19 protein-coding genes and 1 pseudogene are annotated in these 22,063 nt (G+C 62.9%); 6 read left to right on the forward strand and 14 right to left on the reverse strand.

The window, feature by feature from the left end:
• Positions 1 to 21: 21 nt before the first annotated feature.
• Together EO170_RS13335 and EO170_RS13340 are read right to left on the reverse strand one after the other, a co-directional pair.
• Entirely contained in the window at positions 22 to 2,676 is a 2,655-nt protein-coding gene (locus tag EO170_RS13335; protein ID WP_206514015.1) for a TonB-dependent receptor, read from the reverse strand.
• 183 nt (positions 2,677 to 2,859) lie between these two features.
• Complete coding sequence (locus EO170_RS13340) at positions 2,860 to 3,252, reverse strand: CopL family metal-binding regulatory protein (RefSeq protein WP_074053011.1); 393 nt, start codon at positions 3,250 to 3,252, stop codon at positions 2,860 to 2,862.
• Between the two features lie 157 nt (positions 3,253 to 3,409).
• Between EO170_RS13340 and hutC the strand changes: the two genes are divergently transcribed.
• The 4 genes from hutC to hutG are packed head-to-tail and all read left to right on the forward strand — an operon-like array spanning position 3,410 to position 8,328.
• A complete protein-coding gene (gene hutC / locus EO170_RS13345) occupies positions 3,410 to 4,135 on the forward strand; it encodes a histidine utilization repressor (protein WP_046932594.1) in 726 nt (241 codons plus the stop codon).
• Positions 4,136 to 4,151: 16 nt separating this feature from the next.
• Positions 4,152 to 5,834, forward strand: a complete 1,683-nt coding sequence (gene hutU / locus EO170_RS13350; protein ID WP_206514017.1) for a urocanate hydratase — start codon at positions 4,152 to 4,154, stop codon at positions 5,832 to 5,834.
• Positions 5,831 to 7,369 carry a histidine ammonia-lyase gene (hutH, locus tag EO170_RS13355; protein WP_196768843.1) on the forward strand — a complete coding sequence of 513 codons (1,539 nt, stop codon included), beginning with the start codon at positions 5,831 to 5,833 and terminating at the stop codon, positions 7,367 to 7,369. Before hutU ends, hutH begins: the two co-directional genes overlap by 4 nt.
• Positions 7,370 to 7,389: 20 nt before the next feature.
• Positions 7,390 to 8,328, forward strand: coding sequence for a formimidoylglutamase (gene hutG / locus EO170_RS21790; RefSeq protein WP_231110600.1), 939 nt, complete (start codon positions 7,390 to 7,392; stop codon positions 8,326 to 8,328).
• Here the strand turns inward: hutG and EO170_RS13365 are convergent.
• The 9 genes from EO170_RS13365 to EO170_RS13405 all read right to left on the reverse strand — a co-directional run bounded on the left by EO170_RS13365 (position 8,325) and on the right by EO170_RS13405 (position 17,411).
• The gene (locus EO170_RS13365; protein ID WP_065031431.1) at positions 8,325 to 8,858 is read right to left on the reverse strand and encodes a DUF305 domain-containing protein; all 534 of its coding nucleotides are present in this window, start codon (positions 8,856 to 8,858) and stop codon (positions 8,325 to 8,327) included. The genes hutG and EO170_RS13365 overlap by 4 nt on opposite strands.
• Before the next feature lie 74 nt (positions 8,859 to 8,932).
• Positions 8,933 to 9,247 carry a hypothetical protein gene (locus EO170_RS13370; protein ID WP_049395166.1) on the reverse strand — a complete coding sequence of 105 codons (315 nt, stop codon included), beginning with the start codon at positions 9,245 to 9,247 and terminating at the stop codon, positions 8,933 to 8,935.
• Between the two features lie 28 nt (positions 9,248 to 9,275).
• The gene (locus EO170_RS13375) at positions 9,276 to 11,666 is read right to left on the reverse strand and encodes a heavy metal translocating P-type ATPase (protein ID WP_081280536.1); all 2,391 of its coding nucleotides are present in this window, start codon (positions 11,664 to 11,666) and stop codon (positions 9,276 to 9,278) included.
• A gap of 76 nt (positions 11,667 to 11,742) precedes the next feature.
• Positions 11,743 to 12,285 carry a DUF411 domain-containing protein gene (locus EO170_RS13380; RefSeq protein WP_080955570.1) on the reverse strand — a complete coding sequence of 181 codons (543 nt, stop codon included), beginning with the start codon at positions 12,283 to 12,285 and terminating at the stop codon, positions 11,743 to 11,745.
• A gap of 70 nt (positions 12,286 to 12,355) precedes the next feature.
• Positions 12,356 to 13,204: a cytochrome c gene (locus tag EO170_RS21795; RefSeq protein ID WP_228903386.1), complete on the reverse strand. Its 849-nt coding sequence runs from the start codon at positions 13,202 to 13,204 to the stop codon at positions 12,356 to 12,358.
• A 12-nt stretch (positions 13,205 to 13,216) separates the two neighbouring features.
• A complete protein-coding gene (locus tag EO170_RS13390; RefSeq protein WP_065031433.1) occupies positions 13,217 to 14,488 on the reverse strand; it encodes a copper resistance protein B in 1,272 nt (423 codons plus the stop codon).
• Entirely contained in the window at positions 14,485 to 16,353 is a 1,869-nt protein-coding gene (locus EO170_RS13395) for a copper resistance system multicopper oxidase (RefSeq protein ID WP_065031434.1), read from the reverse strand. Before EO170_RS13395 ends, EO170_RS13390 begins: the two co-directional genes overlap by 4 nt.
• Before the next feature lie 113 nt (positions 16,354 to 16,466).
• The gene (gene copL / locus EO170_RS13400) at positions 16,467 to 16,886 is read right to left on the reverse strand and encodes a transcriptional regulator CopL (RefSeq protein ID WP_081280532.1); all 420 of its coding nucleotides are present in this window, start codon (positions 16,884 to 16,886) and stop codon (positions 16,467 to 16,469) included.
• A gap of 174 nt (positions 16,887 to 17,060) precedes the next feature.
• A complete protein-coding gene (locus EO170_RS13405; RefSeq protein ID WP_005996633.1) occupies positions 17,061 to 17,411 on the reverse strand; it encodes a helix-turn-helix transcriptional regulator in 351 nt (116 codons plus the stop codon).
• A 120-nt stretch (positions 17,412 to 17,531) separates the two neighbouring features.
• Here EO170_RS13405 and EO170_RS13410 point away from each other — a divergent pair, with 120 nt between their 5' ends.
• Positions 17,532 to 18,290 (forward strand): hypothetical protein, encoded by a 759-nt coding sequence (locus EO170_RS13410; protein ID WP_231110607.1) that lies wholly within the window; start codon positions 17,532 to 17,534, stop codon positions 18,288 to 18,290.
• Between the two features lie 20 nt (positions 18,291 to 18,310).
• Here the strand turns inward: EO170_RS13410 and EO170_RS13415 are convergent.
• From EO170_RS13415 to EO170_RS13425, 3 genes and pseudogenes are all read right to left on the reverse strand, one after another.
• Positions 18,311 to 19,177 (reverse strand): annotated as a pseudogene (locus EO170_RS13415) (transposase); the annotation flags it as partial.
• 445 nt (positions 19,178 to 19,622) lie between these two features.
• Positions 19,623 to 19,895, reverse strand: coding sequence for a BPSL0761 family protein (locus tag EO170_RS13420; protein WP_065031337.1), 273 nt, complete (start codon positions 19,893 to 19,895; stop codon positions 19,623 to 19,625).
• Positions 19,896 to 19,971: 76 nt separating this feature from the next.
• Positions 19,972 to 20,847, reverse strand: a complete 876-nt coding sequence (locus tag EO170_RS13425; protein WP_164737143.1) for a DNA-binding protein — start codon at positions 20,845 to 20,847, stop codon at positions 19,972 to 19,974.
• Positions 20,848 to 20,947: 100 nt separating this feature from the next.
• Here EO170_RS13425 and EO170_RS13430 point away from each other — a divergent pair, with 100 nt between their 5' ends.
• Entirely contained in the window at positions 20,948 to 22,033 is a 1,086-nt protein-coding gene (locus EO170_RS13430) for a site-specific integrase (protein ID WP_065031339.1), read from the forward strand.
• Positions 22,034 to 22,063 lie beyond the last annotated feature (30 nt).

Below are 22,063 nucleotides of genomic sequence, written 5' to 3' on the forward strand. Positions count from 1 at the left end.
CGGGGGCAGGTGAAGCGGGCCTTACCAGTGGTAACCCACGCGTGCATACCAACGACGACCCAGCAGGTCATACGTCATCGTGTCGGTATTGGCGTCGGTGTAGCTCTGGATGAACGGGGCTTTCTTGTCGTACAGGTTGTCGATGCCGAAGGACACATCGAAGGTCTTGTTCGGTGCGTACTTGAGCTGGACATTGTGGTAGGTCACGCTGGGGGCATGATCGCCAATGTCGCCGGGGCTGGCGTTGATGTCATCCGCCTTGCCGATGTACTGCAAGCTGTAAGAGCCGGACCAGGCTTCGCGCTCCATCGTCAGCGAGGTCAAGGCGCGCCAGTGAGTAAAGCTGCCACGGCCACCGGTGATCTTGCCGGCGTACTCGATCACCTCCGCGCCCGGGAACGGCCGCACGTCGTACTGGTCCAGATAGGACACATCCACACTCAAAGTCGAATCGAACCCAGCGACCGCGAACTCGTACAGACCACCCAGGTCGATGCCCCGTACCCGCTCGTTGGCCGCATTGACCGGCTGGGACGACAGGAAGTCCACTTCACCGGTGATCGGGTTGCGGGTGAAGTTGTCATTGCCGCAGAACGGATGCGCCAAGCCCGGGGTGTTGTAGCAGATCGACAGCTTGGTTGAGCCATCGATACGCTGGATGGCGTTGTCGATCTTGATGTTGAAGTAGTCCACCGTCAGCGTCAGCCCTGGCAGGAAGCGCGGGGTCCAGACCGCGCCCACGGTCAAGGACTTGGCATCTTCCGGCTCCAGGTCAGGATTACCGCCGGAGGTGGTCAGGATCGTGTTGCCCGGCTGCACGTAGCCCGCCGGTACGCCGTACGCCTGGCAGTTCTGACGCACTACCGAATCAGCCGGCAAGCTGCTCCAGCCGCTACAGGGATCGGTCGTGGTCAGGTTGCCCTCGGCCACGCCACCAAACAGCTCGGGGATGTTAGGGATGCGGAAAGCCGTGGCGTAGTTGGCGCGCACCTTCAAGGACGGCACGATCTGCCAATCCAGGCCCACCTTGTAGTTCACGTCTTCGCCGAACAGATCGTAGTCGGAGTAACGCACCGCGGCATTGAGCGTCAGGCTCTCGGCGATCACGCTGTCCTGCAACAGCGGCACGGCAAACTCGGCGAAGGCTTCCTTGGCCGTGTACTCACCGGCGATCGGATCCTGTTGGTTCGTGTTGGCAATGCCCAGCACCGTCAGCGGATCAGGATCGCGCCAACCACGCTCCTTGCGAACCTCGATGCCGGAGGCAAAGCCCACCCAACCGGCCGGCATCTCGAATAGCTGGCCGCTGATGTTGGCGGTGAAGCTTTTCTGGTCATTACCGCCGTTATCGCGCGTCCTGAACAGGATGTAGTTGAGCACCTCGGGGGTCAGGTCGCCGTAGCCGAGATAGTCACCGCAGGGGATCGCCGCGCCGGGCGTGTTGCTGCACACCGCGGTATTGAGCGTGTCATCCACCCGGTCCAGGTTGGCCACATTGGTCGAGCCATCCACACCGGTGTTGCGCCCCCAGTTCAGCGCGGCCGACCAGTCCCAGTTCATGCCCAACTGGCCTTCAATGCCCGCGACCACGCGGAAGGTATTGGTTTCCTGGAAGAACTCGCGCGGGCCGGCCTCTTCCAGACGGCGGCGCTGCAGCAGCAGGTCTTGGCCGGTCGGGTTGGTCGGGTGGCTGGCCGCGATGTTGATCGGGCGATAGACACCCAGGCTGCCGGGCGTGGCCAACTGGTCGGACTGGCGGTTGGTGAACATCAACTCGGTGAACACGCGCGTGGTTTCATTCACCGTGCTGTCGCCGAACAGGCTGAAGCTCAAACGCTTGATCGGATTGACGGCATTGAGATAGGGATTGCCGTTGTAGTTATGTTTGGCCGCCGAATACGGTTCATAGAAATCCCCGTCACCATTGGGATCCTGATTGAAGTTCACGCGCGAGCCGTCGGCTAGCAATGCGCGCCCACCGATGGTGGCCGAACTGCCCACACATTCGAGTTGCCCGTCGACCTCACCCAAGCCGCACGGTGCGCGTGAGGCCATGTTGACCGTGCCGGTCTCCGAGTAGTTGATGCCGGCCATCAACGAACCGCGGTCTGACGTAATACCCCAGGCGAAATCGAACGACTTTTCTTCGCCATCACTTTCGAAGGTCTGTCCGTACCGCACTGCCGCCTCGGCACCGTCGTAGTTCTTCTTGGTGATGATGTTCACCACGCCCGCCACGGCATCGGCACCGTAGATGGCTGAGGCACCGTCCTTGAGGACCTCGATCCGCTCGATCAGCGCTACCGGGATGATGTTCAGGTCCACCGAGCTGTTGGCACCGGTGCCACCATTGACCACACGACGACCATTGAGCAGAACCAGCGTGCGGTTAATGCCCAGGCCGCGCAGATTGACCTGAGTAGTGCCGTAGCCGTTCTCGGCCCAGTAGGCATTGGACTGGCTGCCGGCAAAGCCGGCCGAGGCCGGCAGGCGCTGCAGCAGCGTCTCCACCGAAGTGGCGCCGGAGCGCTCGATGGCTTCGGCATCCACCACGCTGACCGGACCAACACCGGAGAGCTGCAGTCGCTTGATATGGCTGCCGGTGACCTGGACGGTGTCCAGCGTCTTGGCCGACTCGCTCGTGGCGCCCTGTTCAGCCTGCTGAGCCAGAGCCACCGTGGAAAAACCGGCGCACAGAAGGGCACCGACGGATACCGCCAAAGGATTGCGCTTGAAGTACATGGGTTCTCTCTCCCCCGAAGGGCAATGCATGCGTATGACCCTGGTGCCCCAGACGTGGGGGCCTATGCGACATCAGGGCGTGCGTAGACGTCGCCAATCAATGGCGACCAAGCAGCATTAGCCGATGGGAGGTCGGAACAGCCGGGATACCTGTCGTCGCAGCGGCGGCAACTCAGGCGTAGGTAGGTAGGTGCTCGTCAGGGCGTGCTGGGCGGCAAAGATGACCGGCACACGCCCGGCGAAGAAGGTGAGCACACAGCTGCAGTCGCAGGAGGTGGTGCTGCAGTCGCACTGATGATCGTTCTGATCACCCTGCCCGGCTTGCTTGCCACCGGGACGAATTTTGTTGCAATCGTTACTAATCTTGGCGCGTTCATTGACACGCGCGCCGCCGTGCACCGAGTGGGTGCCATTCACCGCACCTGGGGGAGGAATATGCCGCACGGCCATCCGCGTGGTGGCCTGCGCGCTCAGGATCCCATCCGCGCAGAGCACGAGGATCAGGAACATACGCAGTAGCACACGAAGCGACGACATGAGCGTGTGGCGAACCCGCAGGTTGTCTATACCACAGCAATAGCACGAGGAAATTCTTAGTGTCAACTGCTTATGCAGCACAGCATCGAAAGTGGTTGGACTGGTTGTATAGACATGTAATGCTTGGCCCATGGACGAACCCAAGCCGCACTACCAGAAGCTCAAGCACTTCATCCTGCGTCACATCACCAACGGCGACTGGCCCGCGCGCAGTCGCGTCCCCAGCGAGAACGAACTGACGGCCAAGTTCGGCTTGTCTCGCATGACAGTGAATCGAGCGCTGCGCGAGTTGACCGATGCCGGCGTGCTGACCCGAGTGCAAGGCGTGGGCACGTTCGTCGCCGGGCCCAAGGCCGAATCGGCGATGTTCGAGGTGCGCAACATTCGCGAAGAGATTCAGTCCCGCGGCCAGACACACTCGGTCCAGGTATTGATCTGCGAGACGGTCGAGGCGCGCTCCAGTGTGACGACCAACTTCGGCCTGACACCGGGCACGGAGCTGTTCCACAGCCGCCTGCTCCACCACAGCGATGACAAGCCCGTGCAGTTGGAGGATCGCTTTGTGCAACCCAGCGTGGCGCCGGATTACCTGGACATCGATTTCCACACCGAGATTCCGCATCAGTACTTGATGCGCGTTGCGCCGCTGGAGCGCGCCGAACATGTGATTGAAGCCGAGACGGCCAGCAAGCGTCTGGCTGCGCAACTGAAGATCAACGAAGGCGATCCGTTGCTGGTGCTGACCCGACGTACGTGGTCGCGCGGACAGGTGGCCAGCTTTGTGCGGCTGATTCACCCGGCATCTCGTTACCGCTTTGTGGGCACCTTCCAGGTTGGCGCCCCCCTGACCCCTTGAGGATTTGATGGATACCTTGGAACGCTCCGCTTCCCCTGCGCGCACCGTTCGCGCTCCGATCGGCACCCAGCTGCACTGCAAGAGCTGGCTGACTGAAGCGGCCTACCGCATGATCCAGAACAATCTGGACCCCGATGTTGCCGAGCGCCCGGAAGACCTGGTGGTCTACGGCGGCATCGGTCGTGCTGCGCGCGACTGGAAAAGCTTTGACCGCATCTTGGAAACGTTGCGATCGCTTGAGAACGATGAGTCCTTGCTGGTCCAGTCGGGCAAGCCCGTCGGTGTTTTCCGCACACACCCCGATGCGCCACGCGTGCTGATCGCAAACTCCAACCTCGTCCCCCATTGGGCGACGTGGGAGCACTTCAACGAGCTCGATAAGAAGGGCTTGATGATGTACGGCCAGATGACGGCCGGCAGTTGGATCTACATCGGCAGCCAGGGCATCGTCCAGGGCACGTACGAGACCTTCGTGGAGTTGGGGCGCCAGCACTACGGTGGCAACTGGCAGAACAAGTGGATCCTTACCGCCGGCTTGGGCGGTATGGGTGGTGCGCAGGCGTTGGCGGCGACCTTGGCCGGGGCCAGCAGCATCGTGATCGAGTGCCAGGAGTCGCGAATCGATTTTCGCATTCGCACGCGCTATGTCGATCACAAGGCAACCTCCATCGAGCAGGCCTTGCAGATCATTGAAAGTAGTCCAGTCCCCGTGTCGGTGGGATTGCTGGGCAATGCGGCCGAACTGCTGCCGCAGTTCGTCGCCCTTGCACGTAGTGGCGGCGCCCGCCCCCATGCGGTGACCGATCAGACCTCGGCGCACGATCTGATCAATGGCTATCTGCCCGCCGGATGGACCCTCTCACAGTGGGAGCAGGCCCGCAGCGGTGACGATGGTCAGCGACGCGAGCTGGCGCAGGCTGCCGCGGCCTCGTGTGCCACGCATGTGCGCGCGATGCTCGATTTCCACGCCATGGGCGTGCCGACGATCGATTACGGCAACAACATCCGCCAGGTGGCGCTGGATCAGGGCGTGGACAATGCTTTTGCCTTCCCCGGCTTCGTGCCCGCCTGTATCCGTCCGCTGTTCTGCCGCGGCATGGGCCCGTTCCGATGGGTGGCCCTGAGCGGGGATCCAGAAGACATCTACAAGACCGATGCTAAGGTCAAGGAACTGTTTCCTGACAACACGCATCTTCACCACTGGTTGGACCAGGCCCGCGAGCGCATTGCCTTCCAAGGTCTGCCCGCACGGATCTGCTGGTTGGGCTTGGGCGAGCGCCACAAGGCCGCGCTGGCCTTCAACGAAATGGTGCGCAATGGCGAGCTCAAAGCACCGATCGTCATCGGACGCGATCATCTGGACTGCGGCTCGGTAGCCAGCCCCAACCGTGAAACCGAAGGCATGCGCGATGGCTCCGATGCGGTCTCGGATTGGCCGCTACTCAACGCGCTGCTGGCTGCCAGTGGCGGTGCGACCTGGGTGAGCCTGCATCATGGCGGCGGCGTCGGGATGGGCTTCTCGCAACACTCAGGCGTGGTCATCGTGTGCGATGGCACCGAGCAAGCCGATCGCCGGCTGGCGCGTGTGTTGTGGAACGACCCGGCAACGGGCGTGATGCGCCACGCCGACGCGGGCTACGAGCAGGCACTGGCCTGTGCCCGTGAGCATGGCCTGACCTTGCCGGCCATTCTGGAGTGAATCGCATGCTTACTCTGACACCGGGCCAGCTGACGTTGGCCCAACTGCGGCAGATCGCGCACGGGACTGATCCCATCGCCTTGGACGCAGATTGCTGGGACAACGTCCGCGCCTCTTCGCAGGCCGTGCAGGCCATCGTGGCCGCCGGCGAGCCGGCCTATGGCATCAACACCGGCTTTGGCAAGCTGGCCAAAGTCCATATCCCGCGCGAGCAACTGGAACAGTTGCAAACCAACCTGGTGCGCTCGCACGCCGTGGGCATGGGGCCATTGCTCGACGATGCCTGCGTGCGCCTGATCTTCGCCACCAAGATCGCTTCTTTGGCGCGAGGCTACTCCGGTGTACGCGAGCATACCCTGCTTACCCTGATCGCGATCTACAACGCCAGGATCTGGCCCTGTATTCCCTCCCAAGGCTCAGTCGGTGCATCCGGTGATCTGGCCCCCTTGGCGCATCTGACCTTGGCGGCCATGGGCGAAGGCCAGGTACGTGTCGACGGGCAGATCCTGTCGGCCAGCCAGGCCCTGCAAGATGCCGGGATCGCTCCCATCCGACTGGCAGCCAAGGAAGGGCTGGCATTGCTCAACGGCACCCAAGTGTCCACGGGCATTGCGCTGATGGCGCTGTTTGCCGCCGAACAAGTCTATGCGGCCGCCGTGCTAACGGGCGCGATGAGCGTGGATGCGGCATGCGGCTCCGATGCTCCGTTCGATCCGCGCATCCACGCCGTGCGTGGCCAGCCCGGCCAGATAGCAGTGGCCGCGCACTACCAGCGACTGCTGGCCGGCAGCGCCATTCGCCAATCGCACCTTCACAACGACACCCGCGTGCAAGACCCTTACAGCCTTCGGTGTCAGCCTCAGGTTATGGGGGCGGTGCGCGATGTCATGCAGCACGCCGCCCACGTGCTGCTGACCGAAGCCAACGCAGTCTCCGACAATCCGCTGGTGTTCACCGACACCGGCGAGGTGATCTCCGGCGGCAACTTCCACGCCGAACCGGTAGCCTTTGCCGCGGACCAGCTGACGATGGCGGTGTCCGAGATTGGCGCCCTGTCGGAACGGCGCATCGCCCTACTCATCGATGCCACGATCTCCGGGTTACCCGCCTTCCTGGTCGCCAATCCGGGCGTGAACTCCGGCTTCATGATCGCGCACGTGACCGCGGCCGCCCTGGCCAGCGAGAACAAGACCCTCTCCCACCCGGCCAGTGTGGACTCCCTGCCCACCTCGGCCAATCAGGAGGACCATGTCAGCATGGCCACCTTCGCCGCGCGCAAGTCGCGCGAGGTGGCCGACAACGTGCGCCGGATTGTGGCCATCGAACTGCTCGCCGCCTGCCAAGGCATCGAGTTCAGGCGGCCACTGGCGTCTTCGCAAGCATTGGAGGCAGTGCATGCGCAGGTGCGTAGCGAGGTGCCCCGCTACGATGAGGATCGCTATCTGGCGCCGGAAATGCAGGCGATGGAAGCCTTGATCGAGCGGGGCGGTTTGCGCGCGTTCCTGGACTGGCCGCTGCAGGATCTGCGCGCGTGAATCTGGCTTGGCACGGACGCGTGGACCTGCCGGCGACCGCCGATACGCAACGCTGGCACCAAAGGGTGGCCTTGGACCCGCAGCCTGAGGCGCCCGGCATTGCCCTGCTGGGATTTGCCAGCGATGAAGGGATTCGTCGCAACGCCGGCCGCCTGGGCGCCGCACAAGGGCCCGGTGCACTTCGCAACGCCTTGGCCAACCTGCCTGTGCTCCATTGTGCTCCGCTCTACGATGCGGGCGACATCACCTGCGTGGATCAGGCATTGGAGCTGGCGCAGGCCCACTACTCCCATCGAGCGCAGCAACTGCTGGATCAGGGGCATTGGGTGATTGGTCTGGGCGGCGGCCACGAGATCGGGTATGCCAGCTACGCCGCACTGCGCGGACACCTGGGCGCATCCAAAGCTCGCATCGGCATCTTCAACTTCGATGCACACTTTGATCTGCGCGAGCAAGGCAGTGCAAGCTCGGGCACGCCCTTCCTGCAGGCACTGGAGCATGCCCGCAGCATTCGCTCCCCGCTGCGGTATCACTGCATCGGTGTAAGTCGATCCAGCAACACGGCGCGTCTATTCGCCACGGCCAACCGCGAAGGCGCCCATTACCTCACCGATGACGTGCTGTGCACCTGGAATTGGCAGGCACAGGCTGAGGTTCTGCGTGCGTGGTGTGATGCGGTTGACGTTATCTACCTGACGCTGTGCCTGGACGTGCTGCCACAGGCGGTGGCCCCGGGCGTGAGTGCCCCCAACCCACGCGGGGTGAATCTGGAGGTCCTGGAAGCCCTGCTGGATCTGGTCATGGCCTCGGGCAAGGTACGTGTGGTCGACGTGGCGGAACTGTGTCCGCCCCTGGATCCGGATCAGGCCACCGCACGTGTGGCTGCGCGCTTGATCCACCGCATGGTCAGCGCGCAGGCTCAGTGGGGTGATACCGGCTGGCAAAAGGCAGTGAGCTAGCGGGAGCGCTCAGCCAGAAGTTGTTTCATCTGGGCGATCTCCTGCTTCTGCGAGGTGATGATCTCCTGGCAGAGCTTGACCAGCTCGGGATCCTTCAGGCGGTTTTCCTCGCACATCAGAATGGCGCCGGCATGATGGGGAATCATGGAGCGGATGAACTGCCGATCTGTCACCGCGGCCTGCGTGCGAATTCCCCACCAGCAGAACAGCATGAACGCCACGGTCACGCCGGCCAGGATCAGATTACGCCGACGATCGGGGTACATGCTGGACATGAGCCAAAGCTCGATCAACAGCATCGGCGCGGCCATCAGGCCCGCCATGTAGAACTGGTTGACGTTGTTATAGACGTTGGCCCACTGATCGACCATGGCATACATCAGGGCGTACATGGCCAGGAACGACAAGGCCATCATCAGCAGCAGGCGACCGTAGTGGCCCTGATGCGTCTGACCGGAACTTCCGTGCGAGGCGTGTTGCTCTGAATGCTGCGTGTGCGTGCTTTCGTGCTTACCGTGCGAAGAAGACATGTCGATCTCCGTGGGAATGGCAGAACATCGCCGAATCCCGGGGGCCAAGGAACCAGCCCCCGGGGAGATAGCAGTTACATACCCTTGCCGGCAGCGAATTCCTGCGGGCTCAGCTTGCCGTCCTTGTTGCCATCAAGCATGCCGAAGTGCGGCGCGAGCTTGTGCTTGGCCAGTTCTTCCTTGGACAGCGCACCATCCTTGTTGGTATCGAGCTTGGTGAAATCGGCATCGGCCGCGGCCGGCTTGTGCTGACCATGCTCCTGCTTCTTGTGGTCCATCGGCTTGTGCTGACCGTGGTCGGTGGTGGGCGTGGTGGTCTGGCCGCCGGCGAAGGCCGCGCCCGCCATCAGAAACAGGGCCATCATCGAGAGGGAGGCATAACGCTTCATTGCAGTACTCCTTGTGGGATATGAGCCATCAGTGACAGGAATGGCCGCGCGCAGGCTCATCGGCGCGGTCAGGGGGGGAGGTGGCAACAACGGTGGAGCCGGACAAACGCAAGGCATTGGTGACCACCGAAACCGAGCTCAGGCTCATGGCCAGGGCCGCCATCATCGGACTGAGCAAAAGGCCGAAGCTGGGATACAGCAGGCCGGCGGCGATAGGCACGCCGATGGCGTTGTAGACGAAGGCGAAGCCCAGGTTCTGCTTCATGTTGGCCACCGTCGAAGACGAGATGGCACGGGCTTGCACGATGCGCCTCAGATCACCCTTGACCAGGGTGAGCTGGGCGCTGGACATGGCCACATCCGTGCCCGTCCCCATCGCGATGCCCACATCGGCTGCCGCCAGGGCCGGCGCATCGTTGATGCCGTCGCCAGCCATGGCCACACGACGACCCTGGGCCTTGAGTTGCTGGACCAGTTCGGCCTTGTCCTGCGGCTTGACGCCGCCACGCACATCCTCGATGCCCAGCGTGCGCCCCACGGCCTCGGCCGTCGCCTGTGCGTCACCGGAGGCCATCACCACGTGCAGGCCATCGGCACGTAGCAGGTTCAAGGCAGGCAAAGTCGTGACTTTGATGGGATCTGCTACCGCAATGGCGCCGGCCAATCGTCCATTGACCGCCAGGAACATCACGCTGGCGCCTTCCTTGCGCAGACGCTCGGCGCTGCTCTGCAAGGGCGCAACATCAGCCCCTACCGATGCCATCAAGCTTTGGTTGCCAAGCACCACATCCTGATCGGACACGCGCCCGCGAACGCCTTGACCGGTGAGCGAATCAAAATCTTGGGCGGCCACCAGGTTCAAGCCACGTCGCTGGGCTTCCGCCACGATGGCCTCGGCCAAGGGATGCTCACTGCCCTGCTCCAAGCTGCCAGCCAAGCTAAGGATCTGATCGGCATCGAAACCGGCGTAGGAGAGCGTGTCGCGAAAGGCTGGACGGCCCTCGGTCAACGTACCGGTCTTGTCCACGATCAACGTGTCGATCAGACGTAGCTGCTCGATCGCCTGAGCATCGCGGAACAGGACCCCGACCTGCGCAGCGCGGCCAGTGGCGACCATGATCGACATGGGGGTAGCCAAACCCAGGGCACACGGGCACGCAATGATCAGAACCGATACGGCATTGAGGACGGCAAAAGTCCAGGACGGTTCGGGTCCAAACAGACCCCATCCGAAGAACGTGAGCACCGCCGTGGCCAGCACGGCCAGGACAAACCAGTACGCCACCTTGTCCGCCATACGCTGCATCGGCGCGCGGGAGCGCTGGGCTTGGGCTACCAACTGCACAATCTGCGCCAGTACCGTCCCGGATCCGACTTTGTCCGCCCGGATGACCAAGGCGCCCGTCCCGTTGAGCGTGGCGCCTATAACGTGATCACCGACAGCCTTCTCCACCGGAATGGGTTCACCGGTCAGCATCGACTCATCGACACTGGTGCGGCCTTCGATGACCTCCCCATCGACCGGCACCTTCTCGCCCGGTCGTACGCGAAGCAGGTCACCCACGTGCACGTGATCCAGCGCAACGTCCTCTTCGCCCCCATCGGGTTTGACGCGGCGAGCCGTCTTGGGCGCCAATCCCAGCAGGGACTTGATGGCCGCCGAGGTTTTGGAACGCGCCCGCAGTTCCAGCAGCTGTCCGAGCAGGGTGAGCGAGACGATGACCGCTGCCGCCTCGAAGTAGACCCCTACCCGTCCATGCTCGCGGAAAGAGTCCGGAAACAGGCCCGGTGCAACGGTGGCCACCACGCTGTAGCCAAACGCGGCGGCCACGCCGATGCCGATCAGCGTCCACATGTTGGGGCTGCGATTGCCGATGGACTGTAGGCAGCGCTCAAAGAATGGCCACCCCGCCCAGAGCACCACTGGAGCGCTCAGCACGAGCTCAATCCAGGTGCGCGCCTGCGTGGACGAGCCGGGCAGACGGTGTCCCAGCATGGCCAAGACCAGGACGATCAAGGTCAAGGGCAATGTCCACCAGAACCTTCGGGTGAAATCGCGTAACTCCGGATTGTCGTCCTCCTCCAGCGAGGGCATCTCCGGCTCCAGCGCCATGCCACAGATCGGACAGGTGCCGGGACCTGGCTGACGAATCTGCGGATGCATCGGGCAGGTGTAGACCGTGGCGTGGGTACCGCTGGGTTGGGCCACCGCTGCTGGGGCGGTCACTTCAACTTGCTGGGGAGCATCGTCCGTATAGCGGACGGGACTGGTGATGAACCGCTCTCGGCATTTGGCTGAGCAGAAGTGATACTTCGTTCCGCCATGCAGGGCGTGGTACGGCGTTCTAGCCGCGGAGACCTGCATACCGCATACCGGATCACGCACCGAGTCTGGACCATCGCTGGCACCCTGCGGCATCGCCTTGCCGGCTTCATCGTGGGAATGAGGGGACATGGATCACTCTGGTCTGGAAGAAGGGATCGCGAGCAAACTGTCAGCTGCGTTGACCGTGCAGGACGTAAGGCTGCGTGGTGCCATCGGGCAGTACGAACTCCACCGTATAGGGTTGAACGCGTCCGTCGGGCATCTCCATGCCAGGAGAACCGGCAGGCATCCCCGGTAGCACCAATCCACGGCCTACCGGGCGCTCACGCAGCAGGCGCAGGATGTCCTGCACCGGCACATGACCTTCGACGATGTAGCCATCGATCTCGGCGGTATGGCACGAGCCGCGTCCATAGGGAACGCCCAAGCGCGCCTTGATCGGGTTGAGGTCTTCGCTGTTGTGCACCTCAACCGTAAAACCTGCTTTCTCCAGATGCTCCACCCACAGTTGGCAGCAACCGCAGGTCGCACTCTTATGTACTTTGACCAACGGCAACGGACGCTGCGGTTGAGTGACCTGCTGCGCAGCCGCCGATGTCGGAGATTGGGCGTCCGATGCCGCCTCTGAATTGACAGCCGATTCGGGGCGCGCGCATGCGGTCAGCGACAAGGCCGTGGCCAGCAGAAAGAGACAGCTGCGTGAAGTGTTCATCATGCTTCCTTAAGAGATGCCCGAGCGCCGAGGCGCTCGGGCGTGGAGCCGGGGCAGCTCCATGAAGGGATCAATGCTGGTGATCGTGGCCGTCATCGGCCTTGGGAGCTGGCTCGGCTGGTTTGGCTGGCATGGAGCCGTGCTGATCGTGCTCGCCCTCGGACTTGGCCTGCGCAGGTTGCTTTGCCGGCTCGGCCGCATGCACGTGCGTCTTGCCGTCGGCATGCACATGCGTGGTGCCTTCCTTAGGCTTGCTCATGTCCATGCCCATGCCACCTGCTTCATGCCCCTGGCCATGGCCATGGCCATCACCCATCTCTTCGCTATCACCGCCGCCATGGTGATCTGCACCCGCTTCCTCGCCATGCGAGTGCCCGCCGGTCTCACCGCCACCGTGTGAATGGCCATCACTGCTGGCTACCAACGCCTGGTAGCCGGCCTTGTCCAGCTTGGGCAGCTTCTGCAGGAAGGCCGACATGTTCCAGATGAACTCATCGTCCATGCTGCCGCCCCACGCAGGCATGCCGCTGGCCTTGATGCCGTGCTTGATCACCCAGAACGCCTCAGCTGGACCCACCGGGTGCTTGCTTAGGTTTGGTGGCGCGGGGTACAGACCCTTGCTCATCTCGGTGGCCGCCGCATCTGGCGAAAGATGACAGGTCACACACATAGCGTTGTAGTTGCCCGCACCCTGGCGGATACGCTCAGGATCATCCAGGTTCGTGGGTACCTGAAGCTTGGCGGCGCGCACCTCAATGGAACGCTCACGCGCCGTTTCAAGTAGCGCATACACCGGGCGACTATGCGGATCATCAGCGGCCACGTTGTACACGCCCAGAGAGACCGCGGCGGTTGCGACCACCGCAACCAATGCCACGCCGGCGCCGAGCCATACCCACATCTTCTTGTTGGATTTCATTGTCAGTTCCCCTTAGAACCAGGTACGAAGGCCGATGACCAAGCGCGTGTCTTCAAAAGACTCGCCATGCTCGCGTCGCATGTCTGCGGTATTGCCAAACGCACGCTCGTACACCACGCCGATGTAGGGAGCGAACTTTCGGGTGAACTCATAACGAAGTCGCAGGCCCGCCTCAGCGGTACTCAGACCCGAACCTATTCCGCGCAATGGATCGTTCTTGCCATACGCCGTGACCTCCACCAGCGGCTGCAGGATCAGCCGATTGGTCAGCAGCAGTTCGTACTCGGCCTCGACATTGGCAGCAGTCTGGCCGCCTTCGCCGAGATAGGCTGTGGCGGATACTTCGAACTTCATCGGTGCCAAGCCCTGTACGCCGATAGCGGCGAAGTTCTGCGAAGCCCCCGGCTTGAAGTCATGGCGCACACCGGCCACCACATCCCACCACGTGGAGATACTGCGGCCGTAGAGCACTTCCAGATCAGCCGACTCGGTCTGACCATCTGTGCGTTCGCCTTCACTGCGGAACCAGACGCGATTGAGGTCCGTACCGATCCAACCCTGACCCTCCCAACCCAGCCCGGTGCCCGGATCGGCATCCCAGGCTTCCAGGCGATTGAGCAGTACGTAGCTCTTGATCGAATTGTCATGCACCGGATGCGCGTGTGCGGGCGCGATGGCCGCCTGACGATCAGCCTCGGTCACCGCAGGAATCGGGGTGCGCGGCTGCGTTGGTGCGACAGGCCCATGTCCCATCTGACTGTGGTCCATGCCCTCCATCGATTGCATGCCAGCTTCTGGCGTAGCGGATGCGGGCGAACCGTGGCCCATCTGCGAATGGTCCATCCCCTGCATCGCAGGCGTGGACGTGCTGGAGGCGTCGGACGCAGCGGGCTGTGCCATCTGACTGTGATCCATGCCCTGCATCGGCTGCGTCTGCGCTTTGGGCGCTGCAGGTGTACTCGCGGGCGAGCTGTGCCCCATCTGCGAGTGGTCCATGCCCTGCATGGCAGGCTCGGCTGCTTGAGCCGGCGGCGCGGCATGGCCCATCGCCGCATGATCGATAGTCGCTTCGCTGGTCTTGGCCGGTGTTGTAGGTTTGGGGGCTGGCGCAGGCTTTGATGTCGGCGCCTGATGTGCAGAGTGATCCTGAGCCTGGGTCTGCGCGCCCTGCTCCATCGGCATGGAGCCGTGCTGCATGGATTGGGCGCTGGCCGCATTGGCCAGGGCCAGCGAGATAGCCAGGGTCAGCGCAGTCAGGGTGGTATTGCGTTTATTGATGTTCATTCGTCGACCCTCACCGTGCGCATCATTCCGGCTTCCATGTGATAGAGCAGGTGGCAATGGAACGCCCAGCTGCCCAACGCATCGGCACGCACGCGATACGTACGTCGGCTGCCTGGCGGCATGTCCACCGTGTGCTTGCGCACCATGAAGTTGCCGCTATCGTCTTCCACATCGCTCCACATGCCGTGCAAATGGATCGGGTGGGTCATCATCGTGTCGTTGACCAATACGATGCGCATGCGCTCGCCGTAGTTCAGCCGTAGCGGCTCGACATCGGAAAACTTCTGACCATTGAAACCCCAGGAGAATTTCTCCATGTGTCCGGTCAGATGCAGCTCGATCTCGCGACCGGGGTCGCGTCCGTCAGGGTCTTCAAAGGTGCTCTTGAGCATGGAATACGTCAGTACATGACGGCCGTTATCGCGCAGGCCATTGCCCGGATCGTCCAAGCGCGAAGTCACGCTCATGGCTTGGTTGTCCAACAGCGGATTGTTGGTCTCGCTGGCAGGGTGTGATTGCATGCCCCCATGCTGCATGCCGGCCATGGCACCATCGCCGGCGGCGGGCATCGCGTGACCCGCATGGGCCGAGGCCTCATTGCCGCTGGCAGGTGGGGTCATGCCGGGCATGCCCATGGCTGCACCACAGCCGCCTTCCATGCCCTTGCTGCCGCCAGACATATCCATCGATCCATGATCCATGCCCATGTCTGCCATCGTCAGCAGCGGCCGGGGATCCACAGACGGAAGAGGCGCGCGTAGTCCTTCGCGCACGGCGAGCGTGCCGCTGACGTAGCCGGTGCGACCGGAGTCCTGGGCAAAGATGGTGAATGCGTCCTGCCCGGAGGGCTCCACGATCACATCGAAGGTTTCTGCTACTGCAATGCGGAACTCGTCGACCGAAACCGGATGGACGTACAAGCCATCCGCCGCGACCACGGTCATCTTCAACCCCGGAATACGCACATCGAAGTACGTCATGGCAGAGCCATTGATGAAACGCAGACGCACCTTCTCGCCACTGCGGAACAACCCGGTCCAGTTGCCCAGAGAGGTCGTGCCGTTCATCAGGTAGGTGTAGGTGTTGGCGTTGACGTCGGACAGATCCGTGGGCGTCATTCGCATCACGCCCCACATCTTGCGATCTTCCAACGTGGCCGACAGACCATTGCGCTTCACATCGCGCGCGAAATCGCCGACCGTGCGCTTGTAGTAGTTGTCATGGCCCGGCATCTTCTTCAAACGATCGAACAGGGCCGTCGGGTCCAGGTCTGTCCAATCGCTCAGCATCACGACGTAGTCGCGATCGAAGCTGAAAGGCTCTGGCTCCAGTGGATCGATCACGATCGGTCCATAAAGCCCAGCTTGTTCCTGGAAACCTGAGTGGCTGTGGTACCAGTAGGTTCCGCCCTGATGCAGGGTGAACCTATAGTGGTAGGTCTCACCACGTCCGATGCCGTCAAAGCTCAGGCCCGGCACGCCGTCCATGTTGGCCGGCAGAATGATGCCGTGCCAATGGATGGAAGTATCCGTGCCATGGAGGGAGTTAGCGGGCAATGCATTGGAGACACGCAGGTTGACCGTGGTGCCTTCCCGCCAACGCAGCAACGGCGCCGGAACGGACCCGTTGACCGTGATCGCGGTGCGGGTCTTGCCGGTGAAGTTCATCGGCGTCTCGCCAATGGTCAGGTCAAACTCGGTGCCCGATAGTACGTTGGGTTGTCCCGGGCCCTTGAGCGCCCAACTGGCTTTGGGCCAGAAACCTAATCCTGCGACTGCGCCTCCCAAGGCCAAGCCCTGGACAAATCGCCGCCGCGAAGGCAGCAGCGGTCCACCGTGTGGACCACGAAAATCATCATGCGACATGAAAATGCTCCAAGCGTCGTGTTGCCACCGGCGGGCGGTGGTACAGAGCGGGCGGCTGGCCTAAACAGGCATGCAAGCCACACCAACGGCGCCATTGCGGCGCCTAGGGACGCTTAGCCGATCGGTGGTCGGATCAGATGAGGCAAGGCAGGTGCCGCATGCCCGAGGGGCAGCGGCATGACATCCAGGCCCAAGGCCAGTTGCACCGAAACATGCAGGCGCGCAGGAAGTGCGCTCGCGCACGCGTGTACGCAGGCGCACCGGCACTCAGAAGACTTGCAACAGTCGGGACCGGCATGGTCGCCATGCCCCGTGCCAGCCTTTTCAATCGATGTGGCATCGGGATGATGCTCAGCACTGTGATGGGCGACGCAGTCTTCATCGACTTGCACCGCGGCAGCCACTTCGCTGGCCTGCTCTTCCATGACCGGGTTCATACTGACCGAGGCAAACGCCGACCACGCGCCGTTAAGCACGAGCATGGCGATCAGGAACAGTCGCAGTAGAAGTGAGGAGGCTGACACGGGCGACATGGTAAATCACTTTAGACAAGGCGCGTGTGTATCGGTCGTGAACAAAATCTCAAGCAGGCCTGAGATGCCGCGACTTCTCAGTCGCACTAGCCACGGCCACTGCGACTCCCTCCAGGAGCGCCCAAAAGGCGGGTTGAGGCGAAGAATTGCCCTTGTGGTGAGCGCTTGTTCGGTTTACTTCTCGGGTGTGGCCTCGATCAGCTTCACCAACTCGCGCTTCTGCTGCTTGCTTAGCGAGCCCCAGCGCAGGAGCAGCTTGGCCAGCAGATCATCGTCGGTGTAGAGGAAGGCGGCGGGGATCCCCAACGCTTGAGCCAACCGCTCAGCAGTCTCCAGCTTGGGCTCGTGCTTGCCACGCTCGTACTGGTTGATTCGGGGGCTGGCCACGTGAGGATCCAGACCGGCCCGGATGCCCAACTCCTTCTGCGACAAACCCGTGTGCAGGCGGGCTTGTTTGAGGCGTCGAGCGAAGGTCGGTGTTGAGTCGACGGACAAAGTCACGCGCGCACCCCATGGAGACCCCATAAGGATGGCGGATGTACCCTGCCTTGCATACTAAGATATTCTTAGCCTTGAGGCAACCGGCGACACCGGTAGCGCCGCCACCGCCAGGAGCCACGCCGCTCCCTCATCCCCGGAAACCGCATGCCCGGAACCTCGTCAATGACGCCATCTGGGGTCGCCAGCATCGAGGAGTTGGGCCTTCGTGGCACCCTTTTCCTAGCCGCACTGTTAGCCGCGCAGCTACGACGCATACCGGTGGCGCCCACACGCCGCTCCACCTTGCTGGTGCTGGACGCGCTGCGAGACCTGGCCTTGATCCAAGTTCCCTGGCCAGCGGATCGATGGCAGATCCGCCCCGATGCCGAGGTCACGCCCATCGAAGATCTGCAATGGGCTTTCGCCTGGTCTACCCACGAGCGCAGGCACCTGCTCCCGGTGCTGGAAGACCAACTCGGCGATATGGCACACGATGTAGACCTGGCGGACGCGAAACTGGAGCTGTGGGATGAACTTGCACTCTGGGAGACCGAGCAGTTTCTGGAGCAGCAATTGCTCAAACATCACTTCGACCCAGGCTGGGCACGCGATGTGGGGTTCGTCTTTCAATCCGGGCCGCCGGGCTTGCCGATCGCGCGGTGGCGTTACTGTTGCTGGGCGGCGGTACGCCAAGGCGCGTCGGTGGCAATGCGTCTTGGCGTGCACGACAGCGCCCATGTGCGGGAAGCCATCTTTCAGGAGGTCCAGAAGCGCCTGCGCTACCTGATGACCAGTTCGCCCGAGCAAGGCATGTTCAAGCCCTATCATTTGGCACCGGAGTCCTCAGTAGCCAAACTGTTTGTAGAGTGGGTTGTCCCTATGGAATGGGCGTACTGGACAGGTGAGCGCCACCCCAGCCGCTAGCAGACAAACGAGCAGCCTCGTTAGTCGGCTCCTCCATCCTGCGTACGGCCGCGCCGAGTTTTCTTCACCGCATTTTGTGCCGGCGTCAGTTGATTCAGTAGGGGCTCTAGCGCTTCAAGACGTGCGTTGGCACGCAAGGCATCGGCTTCAGCGCTCTCGCGGCGCTCGCGCTCCCGCGCAAGCGCGTCTTGGACTTGAGCTAGCTCGCTGCGCATGGCATCCAAGGCCTTGGCGTCAGTCTTCCAACGCTCCTGCAGTGCCAAATGATCCGTCGCGGTCTGGCGCAACGCCACGACCTCGCTGTGTTGGCCTTCGTGGGCCTGTCGCAACTGGGCAAGCTCACGCTCAATCCGCCCGTGGCGCTCCAGCCATTGACCATTGTCGCGGTTCAGCACCAACAGCTCCTGATTCTTCGCGCCTAAGGCTTCATTGGCCTGACGTAAGGCTACTTGCAGCTCTTGGACCTGATGCTCGTGGCGGCGCAGCTCTTGCTCGCGCTGCTCTTTGGTGGAAGTGCGGTAGTGCTCCAGTGCTTCCCGGGCATGAGCATGCTTGTCCTCCAGAGAACGCGCATGCGCCTCGTGATCAGCCAGCCGCACCGTCATGCCGGCGATGCGCTCGTTCAACTGGGCGATTTCCGCGACCTTCTCACCCAGATTGTGCTGAAGCAGGGCGTGAGCGGCTTGCTCTTGCTGCAAGCTGGTCTCAGTGCGCTGCAGTTGGCTGCCCAGAGCAGCGGCTTCCTGCTGGGCGGTGGAAAGCGCTTGTTGCTGACGCTGAAGGTCGGCCCCATGGCGCTCTCGCTCCCTGGTGAGGATCGCCTCCGCTTCCTCTTGAAGTCGCGTAGCCAGGCGCGCGACCAAGTCCTGCAAGGCTTCACTCACGGCTGGGCACCGCACTCTTTGATGGTCCACCGACGCACTCTGAGTATCCATTTAACGCAGTCAAGGGGGTCTATAGTTCCGGGAACGCAGTAATGAGTGCCTGGTTTTCCCAGTCGCGCACTCTGGGGGGCGAACAATTGAAGGTGGCCCGGCGTTTGGCGTCCTTGCTTGCCGCTGCCTGTCACGGGTTTTGGGCTCTATGGCCCGCGCAGCTGCTGAGGCAGATCGCTTAACGTAAATGGCGGGCCTGATCGACCTTGCCCAGCGCATGCTTTCCGGTGGCGCCAACCCGGTTCCGAAATTCCCCGCGCTCCTGCTGGTGCTGTCGCCCCCTGCGCTTCCAGTCACACGTTCAACGTCGCCAGTTGCTGATCCAGGCGTTCGTTGCGGGCGAAGGCCCGTTGAGCTGACGATGCAGGCGATTGCCTACGAAGATACGTGCCGTCGCTCAAATCCGATGAGGACCTTTGGGGTAACTGCGGAACCAGTCCTGCTCGAACTGCGAGGTCAAGTAAGGCCGCACAAACGCCGACTGTGTGAGGTCCCGCAACCGCTCCTCATGTTGGGCGATGGCTTCCACATCACTGAGTGTCGGGTAGTGACGCAACAGCCGATAGGCTTCCTCGCGCACGGACTTGGGTACGGCTTGGCTGCCGGCGAGTTCCTTGAGAAATGCTCCGGCCTGCAGCAGGTTGCGAGTACGCTCGTCAGGCAGGGTCATGCGAATACTCACCAAAGCTAAGGAATTCTTAGCGTAGCGCTTAGCCCCGCCCGCGTGCCAGCGGCGAGGGCGCAGCCTACCGCTTGGCTACCCTGCGCGTGGCACGAGCAGCCTCTTTCTTGATGGCAGGCCGCGCCTTGGCTGGCCGTGGTTGTGCGAGCGCTTGGGCCCGTGCCTGGGCTGCGGCACTCTCACGCTCGGCGCTATGCTGGGCCCGTTCGGCCGCACGTCGGGCTTGATCGGCCTCGCGCAGTGCCGCGACATGTTCGCGGGCCTGCGTAGCCAGTTGGGCTTTTTGCGCCTTGGTTTCCTGACGCAGCCGATCAATCTCGGTGTAAGCCCGGTCCTCGACCTGGCGCAGGTGCGTCTGCAGGGTCTCGCGTTCGCCCGCAGCCGTGCTTCGTTCCTGCTCCAGACGGGATTGGGCGCTGTGCAACTGCGCTTCCAGGGCATCTCGGCGCCCGCTCAGTTCCTCCAGTTGCCGCTGCAGCGCGACCACCTGTACGGCGAGCTCGCCAGCTCGCTGCTCGCAGACGGCCAACGCCGCCTCAGCGATCTGAGCAGCAACTACCGCCTGCTGGCGTTGTGCCTCAATGGCGGCCATGCGCTCGCGCTCGGCGGTCACGCGGGTTTCGATCTCGGCCTGGGCATTGGCCAGAAAGGCGCGCTCCGGCGCCAGCGCAGCGTCTGCTTGTCCACGCCCGGCCGCTAACGCCAATTCCCACACTTTGGCCAAGGCCACGCCCACATCCTCCGGAACCTCCGGCAGCGCCAGCCGGTGCTCGAGCCGCTGGGAGAGCTGAGTCCACCACGCGTCCAGCAACGGCCCGATCGTATTCGGCGAACCGCGGCCCAGGTGCAGGCGCACGCGTTCGACGGTCGGCCGTTCGCCGGCGCCGAGCAACGCATCGGCCGCCTCAAACACTTCGTTTTCTTGGATTCCTCTGGCCATCTGGATGCCCTCCGACACGAACGCCCTACCCCATTGCCAACCCACGTCCGATAACAGATAGTTATCGGCGGTAGATGCCCTATTCCGTATTATAAAATACATGCGACATGTTAAATCTAACACACTCGTACCCGGCGTTCCCGCCCTCGCCACACTCGCTCCGGATCGTCTCGCCGCACAGGCCGCCGATGCCGTGCGCGAACTGCTGGCCGAAGCTGCTGCAGCCAATACCACCCGCAGCTATGCCACCGCCCTGCGCTACTGGGCGGCCTGGTTCCAGGGCCGCTTTGGCCAGCCGATCACGTTGCCGGTACCTGAGCCGGCGGTGGTCCAGTTCGTGGTCGACCACCTGACCCGGCGCGGAAAGACCGGGCTGACCTGGGAACTGCCGCCGACACTGGATGCGTACCTAGTCGCCGCCGGCCTCAAGCAGAAGCCCGGTGCATTCAAACTCACCACAGTCGTGCACCGCGTAGCCGTGCTCTCGGCCGCCCACCAAGCGCACAAAGCCGCTAACCCGTGTGAAGCGCCCGCCGTGCGCCAACTCCTCAAGCGCGGCCGTCGGGCGGCCGTCAAACGCGGCGAGCGACCGCACAAGAAGACCGCCATCACCCGCCCAGAGCTCGAGGCAATGTTGGCTACTTGCGACGACTCATTGGAGGGGCTTCGAGATAAGGCACTGCTGCTGTTTGGCTTTGCCAGTGGCGGGCGCCGGCGCAGTGAGATTGCGGCGGCTAACTGGCAGGACCTGCGCCGCGTCGGCGAGGACGCCTTCGTCTATCGGTTGGAGCACAGCAAGACTCAGCAGGCCGGCCCTAGCGCCACTGCCACACCCGACAAGCCAGTGCTGGGCCGCGCAGGGACCGCGCTAGCGGCATGGTTAAGCGCGGCTGAGATCACTGAAGGTCCCATCTTTCGCCGCTTGTGGGGCGAGCGCGTAGGCCCGGCCCTTTCGCCTAAGGCGGTAGCCGCGATCGTGCAGCGGCGGGCGTTGCAGGCTGGGTTGAACGGGGACTTTGGCGGCCATAGCCTGCGCTCGGGCTTCATCACCGAAGGCGGCCGCCAAGGTGTTGCCTTGCCTGCCCTCATGGCGCTGACCGAGCATCGTTCGGTGGCCCAGGCGATCGGCTATTTCCATGCTGGTGATGCATCGAATAATCCGGCCGCTCGTCTGTTAGATCCGTAGCGTGACACCCAGCCCGAACCGGTATTACGC

The organism is Xanthomonas sp. BRIP62409 (genome assembly GCF_003992965.1).
Classification (GTDB): Bacteria; Pseudomonadota; Gammaproteobacteria; order Xanthomonadales; family Xanthomonadaceae; genus Xanthomonas; species Xanthomonas euroxanthea.

Coding starts and splice junctions, on each gene's coding strand:
- EO170_RS13375 (WP_081280536.1), bottom strand. CDS start 11,666: ATGCCGCAGGGTGCCAGCGATGGTCCAGACTCGGTGCGTGATCCGGTA.
- EO170_RS13420 (WP_065031337.1), bottom strand. CDS start 19,895: ATGACCCTGCCTGACGAGCGTACTCGCAACCTGCTGCAGGCCGGAGCA.
- EO170_RS21795 (WP_228903386.1), bottom strand. CDS start 13,204: ATGAAATCCAACAAGAAGATGTGGGTATGGCTCGGCGCCGGCGTGGCA.
- EO170_RS13430 (WP_065031339.1), top strand. CDS start 20,948: ATGCGACATGTTAAATCTAACACACTCGTACCCGGCGTTCCCGCCCTC.
- EO170_RS13365 (WP_065031431.1), bottom strand. CDS start 8,858: ATGTCTTCTTCGCACGGTAAGCACGAAAGCACGCACACGCAGCATTCA.
- EO170_RS13380 (WP_080955570.1), bottom strand. CDS start 12,285: ATGAACACTTCACGCAGCTGTCTCTTTCTGCTGGCCACGGCCTTGTCG.
- EO170_RS13395 (WP_065031434.1), bottom strand. CDS start 16,353: ATGTCGCATGATGATTTTCGTGGTCCACACGGTGGACCGCTGCTGCCT.
- EO170_RS13390 (WP_065031433.1), bottom strand. CDS start 14,488: ATGAACATCAATAAACGCAATACCACCCTGACTGCGCTGACCCTGGCT.
- hutC (WP_046932594.1), top strand. CDS start 3,410: ATGGACGAACCCAAGCCGCACTACCAGAAGCTCAAGCACTTCATCCTG.
- EO170_RS13425 (WP_164737143.1), bottom strand. CDS start 20,847: ATGGCCAGAGGAATCCAAGAAAACGAAGTGTTTGAGGCGGCCGATGCG.
- copL (WP_081280532.1), bottom strand. CDS start 16,886: ATGTCGCCCGTGTCAGCCTCCTCACTTCTACTGCGACTGTTCCTGATC.
- EO170_RS13405 (WP_005996633.1), bottom strand. CDS start 17,411: ATGGGGTCTCCATGGGGTGCGCGCGTGACTTTGTCCGTCGACTCAACA.
- EO170_RS13410 (WP_231110607.1), top strand. CDS start 17,532: ATGCCCGGAACCTCGTCAATGACGCCATCTGGGGTCGCCAGCATCGAG.
- EO170_RS13370 (WP_049395166.1), bottom strand. CDS start 9,247: ATGAAGCGTTATGCCTCCCTCTCGATGATGGCCCTGTTTCTGATGGCG.
- EO170_RS13340 (WP_074053011.1), bottom strand. CDS start 3,252: ATGTTCCTGATCCTCGTGCTCTGCGCGGATGGGATCCTGAGCGCGCAG.